This window comes from Bacteroides sp. 11BF (assembly GCF_019633765.1).
Taxonomy (GTDB): Bacteria; Bacteroidota; Bacteroidia; order Bacteroidales; family Bacteroidaceae; genus Bacteroides; species Bacteroides hominis.
Genome location: NZ_JAFKPJ010000025.1, coordinates 1 through 15,679 on the forward strand (window position 1 = coordinate 1; position 15,679 = coordinate 15,679).

The 15,679-nt window shown below is 37.7% G+C and carries 11 protein-coding genes; 1 reads left to right on the forward strand and 10 read right to left on the reverse strand.

Annotated elements, in window-relative coordinates:
• Positions 1-273: 273 nt before the first annotated feature.
• The 6 genes from JZY04_RS19070 to JZY04_RS19095 form a co-directional block, all read right to left on the reverse strand.
• Positions 274-1,878 (reverse strand): RagB/SusD family nutrient uptake outer membrane protein, encoded by a 1,605-nt coding sequence (locus tag JZY04_RS19070; protein WP_122141846.1) that lies wholly within the window; start codon positions 1,876-1,878, stop codon positions 274-276.
• A 28-nt stretch (positions 1,879-1,906) separates the two neighbouring features.
• A complete protein-coding gene (locus JZY04_RS19075) occupies positions 1,907-5,194 on the reverse strand; it encodes a TonB-dependent receptor (protein WP_220577444.1) in 3,288 nt (1,095 codons plus the stop codon).
• Between the two features lie 460 nt (positions 5,195-5,654).
• The gene (locus JZY04_RS19080) at positions 5,655-6,101 is read right to left on the reverse strand and encodes a YhcH/YjgK/YiaL family protein (protein ID WP_005776497.1); all 447 of its coding nucleotides are present in this window, start codon (positions 6,099-6,101) and stop codon (positions 5,655-5,657) included.
• A 12-nt stretch (positions 6,102-6,113) separates the two neighbouring features.
• Positions 6,114-7,352, reverse strand: coding sequence for an MFS transporter (locus tag JZY04_RS19085; protein WP_005776496.1), 1,239 nt, complete (start codon positions 7,350-7,352; stop codon positions 6,114-6,116).
• A 15-nt stretch (positions 7,353-7,367) separates the two neighbouring features.
• The gene (locus tag JZY04_RS19090) at positions 7,368-8,552 is read right to left on the reverse strand and encodes an AGE family epimerase/isomerase (protein ID WP_005776495.1); all 1,185 of its coding nucleotides are present in this window, start codon (positions 8,550-8,552) and stop codon (positions 7,368-7,370) included.
• Positions 8,553-8,575: 23 nt separating this feature from the next.
• Entirely contained in the window at positions 8,576-9,493 is a 918-nt protein-coding gene (locus JZY04_RS19095) for a dihydrodipicolinate synthase family protein (protein WP_122142360.1), read from the reverse strand.
• Between the two features lie 298 nt (positions 9,494-9,791).
• On the opposite strand from JZY04_RS19095, the gene JZY04_RS19100 reads away from it, so the two are divergent.
• Complete coding sequence (locus JZY04_RS19100) at positions 9,792-11,000, forward strand: ROK family transcriptional regulator (protein WP_005776492.1); 1,209 nt, start codon at positions 9,792-9,794, stop codon at positions 10,998-11,000.
• Here the strand turns inward: JZY04_RS19100 and JZY04_RS19105 are convergent.
• From JZY04_RS19105 to JZY04_RS19120, 4 genes are read right to left on the reverse strand one after another with little or no spacing between them, the layout of a single operon-like run.
• Complete coding sequence (locus JZY04_RS19105) at positions 10,997-11,461, reverse strand: WbuC family cupin fold metalloprotein (protein WP_181996345.1); 465 nt, start codon at positions 11,459-11,461, stop codon at positions 10,997-10,999. The genes JZY04_RS19100 and JZY04_RS19105 overlap by 4 nt on opposite strands.
• Positions 11,458-11,991: a UpxY family transcription antiterminator gene (locus JZY04_RS19110; protein ID WP_122142362.1), complete on the reverse strand. Its 534-nt coding sequence runs from the start codon at positions 11,989-11,991 to the stop codon at positions 11,458-11,460. Before JZY04_RS19110 ends, JZY04_RS19105 begins: the two co-directional genes overlap by 4 nt.
• Positions 11,967-13,079 (reverse strand): Wzz/FepE/Etk N-terminal domain-containing protein, encoded by a 1,113-nt coding sequence (locus JZY04_RS19115; RefSeq protein WP_122142458.1) that lies wholly within the window; start codon positions 13,077-13,079, stop codon positions 11,967-11,969. Before JZY04_RS19115 ends, JZY04_RS19110 begins: the two co-directional genes overlap by 25 nt.
• Positions 13,080-13,084: 5 nt before the next feature.
• Positions 13,085-15,643: an SLBB domain-containing protein gene (locus JZY04_RS19120; RefSeq protein ID WP_122142363.1), complete on the reverse strand. Its 2,559-nt coding sequence runs from the start codon at positions 15,641-15,643 to the stop codon at positions 13,085-13,087.
• Positions 15,644-15,679: the final 36 nt, after the last annotated feature.

Here is a 15,679-nt window from a genome sequence, read left to right on the forward strand (position 1 = left end):
TCTCCACTGACATAATGCTTTTCTTTTGATTTCCACTCCCTGTTACCTTTAGTCCATTGGCATGAACGGCTCCAAGCACGTATGACTTTTATTATTAATTATTGGATACAATTTCCAGAAAGAATAATTAGTTTGCTATTGGAAGATAAATATAAAATAAAAAACAAACCTTCATTTTTACAATAATGGGACTTATCCCTGGTAATACAGAAATAAGTCCCATGCCACTTTTAAATATCTGAGAAAATCTTTCTCCAGTATATCGAATAATTTCTATTTAACATACCCTGGAGTTTGCTCCAACTTGGGATCTTTATTTAGCATTTCAGTTTCAATAGGCCAAAGTACTTTATATGCTTCAGTAGCCTCATTCAAAATAGGAGTGCCGTCTACGCTTCCTTCTGTACAGAACACCAGTGGCTTTCCGCCTTTAGTTAGGGTCATACGTAATACATCCCACCAGCGCTGTCCTTCACCAAGCATTTCTTTATCTTTTTCGTGAAGAATCGCTAATTCATTAGTTGTGAAATCGGCATTCTCATAACCATATTTAGCCTTATCCCAAGCCTTGCCATAGGCACGTTCACGAACAAAATTAATGTATTTAGCAACATCTCCTCCTTGCATATTTTCAACCTCAGCCATCATCAGATATACACCTGCCAAACGATACAATACAGCATCAGCATCCCATACATATTGATTGGTTGTTTGATTGAAATGTCCCATAATCTTTTTAAATATGGTGCCTTGTAGTTTATTCGTTTCTTTGTGATAAGCACTTAAGAACGAAGCATCCCGACGAGTATCGATTTTATCATACGCAAGGAAGAACTGTGATTTGTATTCAATGCGCTGTTGCCCGGTTGTACCAACTTTCAAAGTATCTCCCATAAGTTTTCCGTTTTCATCATTATAACCTACAGTCTTAAAGTTTCCTGTTTGAAAATTATATATGTAGGTAGTATAGCTATTACTAGCTTCCCCTTCGGCATATCTAACAGCCATAATAATTTCAGAATTACCTTTATTAGTTACATCAAAAACACTACTATAAGATGGTTGTAACGTTAAGTTATAATTACTCATCAAATTATTAAGATATGTTTTTGCTATTTGCAAATCAGTTTCATTTGCTTTGTTATCATCAATTGATACCTTTGCATTCCACAGATAAACTTCTGCTGCCAGATATTCTGTAGCTGCTTTGGACCAATAAGCCTTTTTATTACCTCTGTTGTAAGGATCAAAAGAGTTATTATCACCAAAACACTTCAGTGACTCAGTCAAGTCTGATTTTATCTGTCCCATCAGAGTGGATCCACTTGCACGTCCTGCATACAACTCTTCCGGATTAAAGTTCCCATTAACGACCGGATTAGGATCCAAACGCAAAGGGGCAGTTCCATATATCCTGTATAAATCAAAGTAATAATAAGCACGCAAACCATAAGCCTGACCTAGGTAGTAACTTTTTTCGTCTTCGGTCATATAAGTTGCATCCTTTGTGTTTTGTAAGAAGATATTCACATTAGCTATCATTCCGTAAAGTTCTCCAAATTTGCTTACTCCCGAACTTTGTGGAGTTAATTGTTGAGTGACCAATTCACCATATGATAGAGAAGTACCGTCTACAGCAGTTCCCACGATACTTGTGCCGCCTCTTGATTCTCCAAAAGTATATTGATGCTGAAAAATCTTATCACGGAGATTTTTATGCAATCCATCCATATAGGCCTGCACATGTTCTGGTCTTTTCCAATAGTTTCCTGTACCATAAGAGTCAATAGGTGCCAAATCGAGTGAATCACAAGCACTGTACAAGCAGACAGTAACTGCCAAAACTCCTAATCGTATCATTATTTTAAAGATGTTCATATAATCATTCTTTTAAAGGTTTGTAAATTTAGAAAGTCAGATTCACACCAAATAACACCGTACGAGGCAATGCATATCCTGAACCTACTTTTCCGTTAGCTCCAGTTTCTGGTGATGAAACATTCTTTGCTCCTGTAATATATCCCAGGTTCTGTCCAGTTATGGACACTTCAGCACGTTGCATTTTGGCAGCACTCGCCCACTTCTGAGGAAGAGCATAACTCAGTGACAGTTCACGTACAGCTAAATAGTTCCCTTTGTAAGCAAACAAGGTTGATGGAGTATTGTAGTTATTCTTACCCAATTGATCTGCATATAAGAAACGAGGGTATTTAGCATCTGGGGTTGATTCTGACCATGTATCATAGTATAAAGTAGGTACATTATACGAACCTTGCATACATCCCATATACCATGGTGTCTTACTCTGATCTGAGTTTTCATACACCCAGAAATCAAGTGCAAAGTCGAAACGAGCATATAGTTTCAGTCCTTTCCATGAAAGAGTTGTATTGAAACCACCCATCCAATGCGGATTCATATTTCCTACTTTTACTTGATCGAATTGATCGATGGTGCCATCGCCATTTACATCATGCCATTTTACATCACCAGGCTGGATCGGAAAATTCTTTTTAGCATCTTGTTCCTCCGCACTAAGTTTATTCCAAGCTTCTGGACCATAGTAAGTTACTGACCCCATATGTTTTACAATCAGATTACCAGGAATTTCATTATATGATTTGTAAATACCATCTGCTTTATAAAGATAAAGCATGTTGGGTTCACGACCTTCCTGATAACCATCTACCCACATTTTTTCGTTACCTTTACCAGAATAAATCTCATAAGCATCTTGCCGATTTCTTTCAAGTCCATTATCTGGTAATGAAACAATTGTATTTTTATTATATGAAATATTACCAGATGCAGACCATGACCAATCTTTATTCTCAAAAATCTTACCGGACAATTCAATTTCAAGACCGCGGTTACGCAGTTCACCATTGTTATTAGTCACAGAAGAGAATCCCGTTGAAGTAGGAAAACTCAAACTAGCATATTTGTCGGATGTCAAACGATTATAGAATGTAAAATTAGTAGTCAAACGATTATCGAAGAAGCTCATATCAATACCAGCTTCAAAGGTAGCAGTCTTTTCCCATCTTAAACTCGGATTCGGAAGTTTACTGATAAGATATGCCAAATTTCCATTATAGTTAGTGGTAGGTCCATAAGCTCCTTGCAAATCGTATTCACCAATCCCTGATGCATTACCATTAATACCATAACTCATACGCAACTTACCAAATGACATTACCGGAATAGTATTTTTGATGAAATCTTCACGACCGAAAATCCATCCGGCAGATACACCTGGGAAAAATCCCCAACGATTATCGCCTAATAAAGAGGAATAACCGTCACGACGGAATACTGCCGATAACAGATATTTTGATTTATAATCATAATTCAGACGTCCGAAGAAAGATAAGATTCTCAATTTTTTATGTTCTGAATCAATAGAACGTTTGTTTGCTCCTGGATCAGTTAAACCAAGGTCTGGCAAATCATCTGTTGCCGCACCTTGTCCTGAAGCTTTAAATTGACGATAATACTTATCATAGTATTCTGTTCCAAGCATCAATTCGACATTATGGTCTTTAAAGAATGTCTGTTTATAGTTTAATACCGCATTGTAGGTCTGTCTAAAATCACGGGTATACTGCATTGAACTTGAACGGGTTCTATCATAATTCCCAGGATTCTTTTCGTAGTCTTTTGTAAATTTTTCCTGTAAATCTTCTGAGTAATACCAATTTGCATTCAAATTAACCGATAAGTTTTTCAACAAATCAATCTTAAACGACTGTATCATTGTGAATTTATCAGACTGTAAATCTTGCCACCATTTATCCGGTTGGTAAGACTGATTTCCATCTGCCGTACCTGGACCTAACACCATATTTCCTTCTTCGTCCTCAAAAATCACAGTAGAAGGTAACGAACGAATACGACCAAAATAATTTGCCTCTGATCCATTGGAACCAGGCATACTTTCCCAATTAGCGCGGTTATAGTTTAACGATGATGTACTTGTTAGCCAATCTGCTATTTTATAACTTGCATTTGTCACAAATGAGTAACGTTCATAAAATGTATTAATAGGTATACCTTCCTGACGATTATATCCGATACCTGCATAATAACTTCCACGATCATTCCCACCAGACATATTTATGTTATAATCTTGTGATAATGCCGGATTGTTTAGATTATATTTATCCAGATTGGTATCTTTATAAATAATATCTTTTCCAGTAATAGGATCAACTACCGTCTTCCATCCCTTTTGAAGCAACCACGAGTTTTCATCATTTAAATACATTGTACTATATGCTGATTTACCATATACATTACCTGTACCATAAGGCTGTGCACCGTCAAGAGCACCATTCGCATAAACACCGTATCCCTTTGTATTACCGGCTTTATCAACAAATAAATTACCTGCATCATAAACAGCTTGTCTTAACGCTTTGATATATTCTCCACCATTAAGAAAGTCATAAGGAGTATATGCGTAATTCAGACCAACTTTAGCTTTAAAGTTTATCTCACGAAAACCTTGTTTACCCTTTTTAGTTGTTACAAGTATTACACCATTACTGGCACGCGCACCATAAAGTGCAGTCGCACCGGCATCCTTAAGTACATCCATGGACTCAATGTCCTCAGGATTAATGTCATTTAGTCCGTCACGAAGCTGGCCGTCTACAATTACCAAGGGAGAACCTGTACCATCCAGATTAGTTCCTCCACGGAGAATAATAGTTGGTGCTGCTCCTGGATTACCGGAACTTTGAATAACTTTCAGTCCTGACACCGCTCCAGATAAAGCCTGAGCTGGATTAGAGAACAAACCTGTTGTCAAAGCTTCCTCTTTTACTTTAGAGATGGAGTTAGTTACTTTAGAACGAAGCTGTGTTCCGGAATATCCTGTGACTACCACTTCATCCAGCATTTCAGAGTCTTCTTTCAACTTAATATTAAAAGAATTTTTGCCTTTTATGTCAATTACTTGAGGCTGATAACCAACATAAGATACTTTGATCTTTCCATTGGGATCGACCATTAACGTAAACTTGCCGCTAATGTCGGTTATAACACCATTGGTGGTACCGACCTCGACAACACTTGCTCCGATGACTGTTTCACCGGTAGCATCCGTAACCACACCTGTGATTGATTTCTTTTGCGCCATGGCTCCGATGGAACATAACAAGCACAAAATCAAGAAGATGGTTTTCTTCATAAGTATTGCTTTTTGAGTTAATAATAAAGATGTTTATATGTGTTTTTAAAACTGTTTACTAAGTTCTATCGGAACCCCAGCACATTATTACTCTCAAAGCATTAAATAGGGAGAAACATTATATTACTATTAATCAACCATTTATAATCACATTTATAAATTAGATACAAATACATAATGCATATATTTAGTCTATTAAAAGACAGTATCATAATAGTAATTCTCTCTAAAAAAGACATTTACCTTATATAAAACATAATAACACTGATTATAAGCAATATATAAATTAGAGGAGAGAGAATCTTATAATAAGAAACTCTCTCCTCTCCCATTTGCATAGAAAAAATAAACATCTATCAAATCAATGATGATAGAAATTTACATAACAGCTCTATAATAAAAAACGCCTGGATTATTAATATTAACAATCTAGACGTTTTTTTATTATGCGTTTAACAAACTACAATTTAACTTTTGCTATAAGTTTACGAATCTTACCTTGTCCGATAAGGGGAGCATGGGGATCCTCCGGATATACAATCATGAATTGTCCCGGGAGCAAATCAACGAATGTAGTAGGTACATCAGAGTAAAGAGCACAATCCCCTTCTGCCGCATAAGGTTTCATTTCACTCTTTAGATCTTCAATAGCTTTCCAGCCTATAGTCTCTGTTCCTTCCAACAAAATATGTACATCAATGTAATCGCGATGTAACTCCAAAACTTGTTTATCGCGTGTAACACACTCAGGATTCACATTATTAATAAATAAGTTATCACCATCTATCTCAATTCGTCCTAATTCAGCATGAAGTAAATCATGTGTTTTTACGTAATCAAACAGAGTTTTAAACAGTGGGTGAAGTCCTTCTACCCTTTGGCTGTTCTGTAAATTAGATACAATCATTTCCTTTTATTTTTATTCCATATTATCTGTTTTCGGACGCAGGAAGTAGAGTTGTACTGCCAGTGCTATAAATACAATGATAGCCAACATGGCAAAACCTAAACCTAAATTTCCACCATCGGTCCACTTACCCAGCAAATCTGTGATAAATGCTCCTGCAAATACTCCTGTCATATTCATGATGCCATATGCTGTTGCACGATATTTAGAAGAAACGAACTGACAAAGAATAGGCATATTATTAGCATCAAAAATACCATAGCCGATACCGAATAACAACCCAGCCCCAACAACAGCAACAAAACTATGCCCAAATCCCAATAATAACAAAGAGGGAATCGTCAATCCCAAACCAATTGCACCGGTATATACACGTCCACGAATATTTTTTTGTACCCATTTATCAGAAAGAGTACCACCTAAAATTACACCAATAAATGAAGATAGTGCAATTGTTATAGTCGACATAGGTCCTGCCTGTGACATTGGAATATCAAGGTTTTCAGCAAACAAAGTTGGAAGCCAATTTTTAGTAGCCCATCCCGGCAAACTAGGAGCCGCAAAATAAAGCAATATAACCCAGAAAGCTATATTACTGAATAGTAATGATAAGCCTTTAAACAAACCTGCTTTCTCGCCATTCTTGGATGAAGGTTCCGGACGTTCTACTTTAACATGCTCTTTTTTATCTCTTAAAAATAATACCAGAACAAAGGCATATGCAATACCAATAATACCAAACCAATGAAAAGTAGTATGCCAAGAGAAAGCAGCCGCAACCGTAGCGCCAAAGCCACCAATAGCCTGTCCGGTATAAAGTCCGGTCATGTGAATACCAACCGCCAAAGAACGTGATTTTTCACCATGATAATCAGCAATTAAAGAAAGGCCGGCCGGAATATAAAGAGCTTCGCTCACTCCCATCAATGCACGTAACCAAAAGACTTGATTAAATGTTTCTGCAACTCCCATTAAATAGGTCACAAAAGACCAAACAAAAAGACTGCCAACAATCAACCATTTACGATTCAGCCTATCGGCAATCATACCAGAAATTGGGCTCATAAGACCATAAATCCAAAGGAAAACGGCCATTAAACGGCCAAAATTAGTTGCCGACTGAAGTTCTACAATATCTACTTGCATAGCATCTTTCATCGTGCTAAGCATTTGTCGGTCCATATAATTGAGTAGGGCTACCCCCCATAGGAGGGCAACCACTATCCAAGGATAAATTTTTGAGTTTTTCATGATATAAATAAGAGATTATTTTTCTGACAGCAATTCCTGACAAAGTGCATAGCCTTTCGTCATCATTCTAGGGATGTGGAATGGTCCCTTAAACAAATTTCCTTTTGCAGGCTGAGAAATTGTTCCGTCACGATGAAGATAACCGTACCATTCACCAAATTCCGGATCAGGGAAATGGGCATAAGTCCAATCACTGATTTGTTTATGCATAGCCAAATATTTTTCATCTTTAGTAGCTTGATATGCATATAATGTTGCAATAATGGCTTCTGTCTGTGGCCACCAGAACTTCATATCATGTGCGTAATCTTGCGAAGGCAGGTTTCGACAGTCACGGAAGTTTATAATACCTCCAAATTCCTTATCCCAACCCCATTCCCAGGACCAATCAAGAATCGTAAGCGCTGTATCAACCATCTCTTTATCCCAATTACGACTCTTAGCTTCTTCAAGAATAAACCACGAAGTCTCGATACAATGCCCAGGATTAATGGTACGAGTAGCATTTGTATCAATAAATTCTCCATTGGGACCTACTGTTTCAAGCAAAGCTTTAAACTCCGGATGCATGAAGTCTTTACGCAAAATGGCTATGGATTCCTCTATTTGTTGATCAAGAACCGGATCATTAATAGCAGCACGAATACGTGAAGCTACATTAATAAGAATCATAATAATAGAGTGTCCTTTCATCTGTACGCGTTCACAATATTTCGGTTCCAGAATTCCAGGAGTAGAAAGAAAGCGCCGAATATCATTGAACAGTTTCAAGGCTTTAACAGCGTAATTATGATCGCCCGATGCGATAGCATATTCCGACATCGCAATGGCAGCAAATGTTTCAGAGAAAACATAGCGACGTTTACGAATAGGCAAACCCGTTTCAGTCACTTCAAAAAACATACGCCCATCTGTATCGAAACAATGTGCTTCAATAAAATCAAGAGTACTTTTCGCAGCTTCCAGCCATTCTGAATTATGTTCAATGTGATTATATGCATATGAACATGTAAAAGCAAATCTCCCTTGGAACCAAACAGATTTAGTTGTATCCATCAGCTGACCATCTCGGTCTACGCAGGTATAAACACCTCCGTTTTTGCGATCCCAACCATATTTCATCCAAAAGGGCATGATATTGCTTATCATGTCATTTTTATAAGAGTCAGACCATGTCTGTAGATATTCTGTAGTATTCATAGCAATTGCAGTATTAGTTTATCTTAAAACTTATTGCAACGATCGAAGAAATGAATAGCCTCTAACTCAGCTTTCATACGTACTTCTTCATCATCTGTCATATTCTGGAAAGGAGTACGATTCTTACCTAAATCCAATCCTATCAATTTCATAATCCGCTTTCCACCTACAATATTTCCTCGGAAATGACAGATTACATTAATAACTTCCTGAGAGAAATTCTGTAATTCACGCGCTTTATCAAGATCTCCGGCTTTCCATGCTTCTATAATACCAACCAGATTTACACCATTATAATTGGTAGTTCCTCCAATGCCGCCTTGAGCACCACCCATAGCCAGACATGGAAGAATGGTTTCATCTTGCCCATGCAGCATATCAAATTTACCTCCTTTATACAAGCGGCACTGATTGTATTCATACATACTCTCAAAAGTATATTTAATTCCTGCAAAATTCGGAATACGTCCATCTACTGCCTCCAGAAATGAAACCATTGATAAGAATGCTCCATTAAATGCAGGAATATGATAATAATAGAATGGAAGATTTGGAGCACCACAGGCTATTTCTTCACAGTATTTCACGAGTTCTTCGACACGACCCACTTTCGGAAAAGGAGGAGCCATAGCGCCAATTCCCCATGCACCGATTTTCTGAGCATGTTCGGCAAGCTTACGACTTGACTTTACACAGCAACTACCTACATGTACAATTACCTTAAATCCTTCCGGTGAAACTTCTACCCAACGTTCGGCGAGTTTCATACGTTCTTCATCGGTTAACATATATCCTTCACCAGAAGATCCATTAATGAATACACCTTGCAGACCGTTCTTTACTAACATCTTAGCATATGCTTCAATGGGTTCATAATTTACTTCTCCATTTTCATAAAACGGAGTAAAAGGAGCATTGATCAATCCAATAATCTTTTCCATGATAATTTCGTTTTTATATTAATGATATAGAATTTTAATATGGATTAGGAACTAGTTTTTCATAATACACTCGTAATATCCTTAGCATATCGGTACAAATATACGCATATTTATTAAACAATCAACATATAATAAAATATTTTATTAATAAAAAGAAGATTCAAATATCCGCTTAATAAAATTCATTCACTATTATTATCAATTAAAAACAATAGAGAAACATCTTTTCACCCTGAAAACCCTGAATTAATAAACAAATTAACTATCTTTGTAGATATTACCAAAATAATTAATCTATATGAAACAACATCTTTTAAAAGAAATAGAACTAGGAACCAAAAGCGCTCTTCTCAAAAAGAAAATTATTACACATTATATATATAATGGCAGTTCAACAATTACTGACCTGTCTAAAGAGTTGGATCTTAGCGTCCCCACAGTTACAAAATTTATTAGTGAAATGTGTGAGGAAGGCTATATTAACGACTACGGTAAATTAGAAACAAGTGGAGGGCGCCATCCTAATTTATATGGACTAAACCCGGAATCCGGTTATTTCATAGGAGTTGATATTAAAAGATTTGCTATTAATATCGGTTTGATAAACTTCAAGGGCGACATGATGGAACTTAAAATGAATATCCCTTATAAATTTGAGAATTCAATAGAGGGATTGAATGAATTATGTAAACTCATTTCAAATTTCATAAAGAAACTGACAATAGCCAAGGAGAAAATACTGAATATCAATGTAAACGTTTCAGGTCGTGTCAACCCGGAGTCCGGATATAGTTTCAGCCAGTTTAACTTTGAGGAACGTCCATTATCAGAAGTCTTGGCTGAAAAATTAGGATATAAGGTCACTATAGACAATGATACACGCGCCATGACCTATGGAGAATATCTAAAGGGATGCGTAAACGGTGAAAAAGATATTATTTTCGTAAATATCAGTTGGGGATTAGGTGTTGGAATTATTATCGATGGCAAAATTTATACGGGCAAATCAGGATTTTCCGGAGAGTTTGGCCATACCAGCACTTTTGATAATGAAATCATTTGTCATTGTGGCAAAAAAGGCTGTCTTGAGACCGAAGCTTCTGGTTCCGCACTACACCGTATCTTGTTAGAACGTATACAAAACGGAGAAAACTCTATTTTATCCAGCCGTATAGGAGATGTCAATAATCCTATAACACTGGACGAAATCATTGCTTCTGTAAACAAAGAAGACCTTTTGTGTATTGAGATAGTGGAAGAAATTGGGCAGAAACTAGGAAAACAAATTGCCGGACTTATCAATCTCTTCAATCCAGAACTCGTCATTATCGGTGGAACAATTTCACTTACAGGTGACTATATCACCCAACCTATAAAAACCGCAGTCCGCAAATATTCACTTAATTTAGTAAACAAAGACTCAGCAATCGTAACATCAAAACTTAAAGACAGGGCAGGTATCGTAGGAGCTTGCATGCTTGCAAGAAGCAGAATGTTTGAGTGTTAAAACTCAAGCATTCGCTCCATAAATAATCGGGCAGCCTCCTTGTCAGCAACTGGAGGTGCCCAAGATGCCAGATTCTCCTGAGTAAGAGGTGCAAAAGGCCCCTGCTTAATTTCATAAATAACCGTTCCTGATTCCAAGACAATAATAGTATGCCATACGCAAGGAGGAATTTCAATTCCATAACGACCTTGAGTCGGATTCAGATTGACCTTTTCCATTACATTACCCTCATCATCAAATAAAATAGCCAATAAACTCCCTCGTAAAACCAAGTAAACTTCTTCCTTATCTGGGTTTTTATGGCGATGAGGGGGTAAATAAGTTCCAGGCTCTAAAGCATTCAACATCCTATGAATAGCAGCTTCCATGGATTCATGGAAATTATAATTCATTCGAAGACGTGAATTCTCCTTAGCCTGATCAGTTACTCTATCAAGAAGTTCTTCGGTAATCAGTTTCATTGTTTTTCTTTTGATACTACACAATCTACAGATACTGTAGCCAAAGCACATCCCAACCCTTCAATCCGAAGTAACAACTTATTGTTTCCCTGACATTCAACTAATTCAGCCACTAATCCCTGCAACTGTCCACGAATCACCTGTACAGTAGCTCCTGGAACAAAATCTGTAGGCGCGAACTCAACCAATTCATGGGAACGTTCTATCATCGCTCTGAAAGTTTCCATCTGCACCTCAGGTATAGAAACGTATTGTCCCTTTTCCTTCAGCAAAAAAGTTACTCCATGAATACTGGTTACTTGTGCAATCTCTTCAGAAGAGATATATACAAATAGACATCCCGGAACAACAGGAATAAAAATCTTTTTCTTACGATTGTTCCACATACGAATCACTGGCTGAAGAGGCAGGTAGTTATCAATACCTATCTTATCCAGTTGTTCCTTCACTTTCTTCTCTGCTCTTGATGCCGTATATACAGCATACCAGCAAGAAGCATTTTCTTTTATTTTTCTGGCTGTTTCTTCCATCCGTTCAATAAATCTTTAACAAAGAGAATCCATCCTATACTACCAACACCCGCTAAAAATACAAAACCAATTAAAATCATGATTTTATTAGGTTTAGCTGGTCTCAAAGGAACTGTTGCAGGTTGTACTACAGTATAAACAGGAGTAATTTCCTGTACTTTAGCTTTCGCCATTTGCAGTTGTTGCGCTATCTGAGTGAATACGCCATAAGCCAAATTCACCTCATTTTGCAAACGTTCTTGCTCTGAACGAAAACTCTGCATAATGATATTCTGGTTACCATCCAGAAAGTGAGCATATTTCTGCTGAGCTTCATAATAATTTCCTTGAGCTTCATCAAATAGCTTCTCCGTAAAGGCCAAATCATGGCGTGCTTTGTTTGTGCGATAATCAGTTATATAATTTTGCAAACAACGCATTACTGTATCTGTTAAAGCCGCAGATATTAATGGGTCCTGCATGGTCACAGAAAGGGTAGTCACTCCTGTTTTCTTGTCTACTGAAACAGATATACGATGACTCAAAGCATCTGCAATCCCGGCCTGATCCGGAGTCAGACAGAAAGGATCTATTTTTGCGTCTCCAAGTTCTTCCGGTGTATCTTTAAACAAAGAAACCACCCAACCTAATGCCTTAAAAGGAGCTGATGCAATCGCCCCCCACCATGGAGATCGCTGATGTTTATCCAAGTACTCATATAGAGTCGTATTAATTTTACCTTTCTGGTCAGTCACTTTTACATCAAACATTTCCAACAAGAATGGTGTAGAGTTAACAATATCCGGATATAATTCGGGAGAAAGAGCATCTTCTCCACTTGAACTGCCAATATTGATACCAGCCATAGCAGCTAATGCTCCCATACCTCCTGTAGATGACTTACTGCCAGTCTCAGGCGCCAGCGTCACACTAGTAGAATATTCTTTGGGAATACTAAAAGCTACCACAAGGCCTACCAACAGGGCAATCCCACAAACTTTAAATACCAATTTTCGACCAGCCCAAACTTTCTGAGCCAACTCTATCAAATCGATCTCTTGTTCTTCAGGTTGTGGAGTCGTTTTATTTATATTCTTATCTTCAGTCATAATCATTACTTAAAGAGGTTAACCATAGTTGCAATCATAGTAGCTAATGAAGCCGCAGAAGTACCCATTCCTATAATTTCGGCTGCCGACATTCTCTTCTTCGGATCCTTACTTGGCACAATAATCTCACATCCCGGTTCTATTGCCTTGGAATTACCTGTACGCAGACGAGAAACGGTACCATTCATATAGACAACAAAAGCTCTTTTCTTTTTCGCAAGACTTGCAAAACCACCAGCCTGATTAATATAGTACTTCAAACTTTCACCCTTCTTATACAAGACTGTATTAGGATACATTACAGCACCATTGATTTTTACTGTACTTACATATTCCGGTACGAACAGAATATCACCTTCACGCAACACCATATCAAAGTCCGATCCGGGATTAGCCAAAGCCTTTTCCAATTCTATACCCACAGAATAAGTATCAGAAACATCCAGTGTCTTGACAGAGATAGAATCAGCCCCACCTTTATTAGCCATGCGGAGTGCATCTTCCTTGCGCCGTAATTCCTCTTCAGTCATTTTACGAATCAAACGCGCACCTTTTACATAAGCATCTTGGGTAATCCCACCGGCCTTGGCAATCAAGTCACTGAGGCGTTCATTCTTTTTCGATAACGCATAGCGGCCACCAAATAAGACTTCACCGCCAACCGTAACATTTTGTTGTTGATGATAAGCAGGACTACGACGAATATACACCTCATCAAAAGGTTCCAAATGGAAATCCTGATCGCCTCCAACAAGGAAACCATCTTTCAACTCAAAAGAGAAAGTCTTACCAACCACATTGCTCAATTCTGTACTTTTTGAATTTTTAATTCGACGGGACACATCAACACGAGCTGTTGAAGCAGCTTCTAATAATCCACCGGCCTGCAAAACAAGATCCTCAACCGACATATTCGACGAGTATAAGTAAGTACCCGGATTGGCAACCTCGCCATGAATAGTAAGTGTCGCTTCCTCTTTCAAATCTTCAATACTTGGAATATAAAGTATATCATTCTTCTGAAGAGGAATATCAGCAACTGTGCCATTCAACAATCCCTTCAGATCAATTTGAATCATTTCATGAGTAAGGTCGTCGTTTTCACGATCGATAATGGCACGATTCAAAAAAGCATCTCCTCTTACTCCTTCAGCTTTCTTTATTAGCTGTTTTACAGTATTTACAGTACCATCAATTTGATACATACCGGCACGATAAACAGCTCCACGGACTTCTACACGATTCTCAAAACGTTCTAATACCGAATCAACAGCTAAAACGTCTCCATCATCCAGTTTAAATACTGAATAGTCCATTTCGTCCACATTATATACTTGATGTTCACGACCCGTTTTACGAATCAGGCGTATAGCTTTCTTATAAGCATCTCCAGTAAATCCTCCTGAGTATTTCAAAATAGTAGCCATCGTCTCGGAAGGTTTCATTTCATAAAACATTGGTCTTTTTACCTTGCCAGTAATTTGTACTAAGGATTCATAAGGATCAACAATAACCACATCACCGTCTTGCAAGCGGACATCGTCATTCAATTTACCTTTCATTATAAAATCGTAAACATCCAAATCGGCTATTTTCTTACCGTTACGCACGACTTTGATACTACGCAGACTACCGATCTTATTAACGCCACCAGCGCGATACAAAGCATGGAATACAGAAGAGAATGCCGAGAGCGCATAAGTGCCCGGTATAGCCACTTCTCCCATAATACTGATTTGGATAGTACGTATATTCCCCAATGTTAAATCAACAGAGGTGTTAGGGTTCGGACCTGAAATGCCGGCATAGATTTTTGAAAATTCACGACGTACCGTGTTATTAGCTTCACGAACAGTCATCCCGCTTAAATAAATAGGACCGAGATTATCAACTAAAATACTGCCCTCTGGCGAAATAGTCTGTCTTATTGTTGTCTGAGAAGCTCCCCAAACATCTATAATCACCTCGTCTCCAGGACCCAAGCGATAGTTTACAGGAGTAGCAATATTTACATTAGGCTCAAATGTAAGATTCTCGTTAGTGAAGATATTATGTCCAAAAATCTGTTGTGTCGGATCCTCTTCCGGTTTCATCATATATTCATCAGACCAATCCTCTTCATACATCATGTCCTCATCAGTCATTTCCTGATTATCATCGCCCATACCCCGTTTATTTTTCTGGTTAGCCGATTGACGGAGACCTTTTATATTTTTCTGATTCTTTTGATTTTTCTGATTTTTCTGATCCTTCAGGTTTTTCTGAGAACGATTCGAATAGTCACTTTCATCATTTTGCTGAGTACGTGTACGAGACCTTGTTGTATTCTGGTTACTCTGTGTACTTGTACTACCATTTCCATTTTCATATTTTTCCTGAATACGCTCGACCTGTTCCTTCGTAACGCCTCTTCTCATCAACTCTGTTGTAATCTGCTTCTGAGTTTTACCCATCTTTTGAGCATCTTTTACATACTGTACGACCTGATCATCGGACATTTGCTGAGCTACAGCTACACCGGATAAGGTAAAAATCAAGAAGAATAGTGTAATAAATCTACGCATAAGATATTCTGATTAATCTTTAGTGTTCCTCTAATA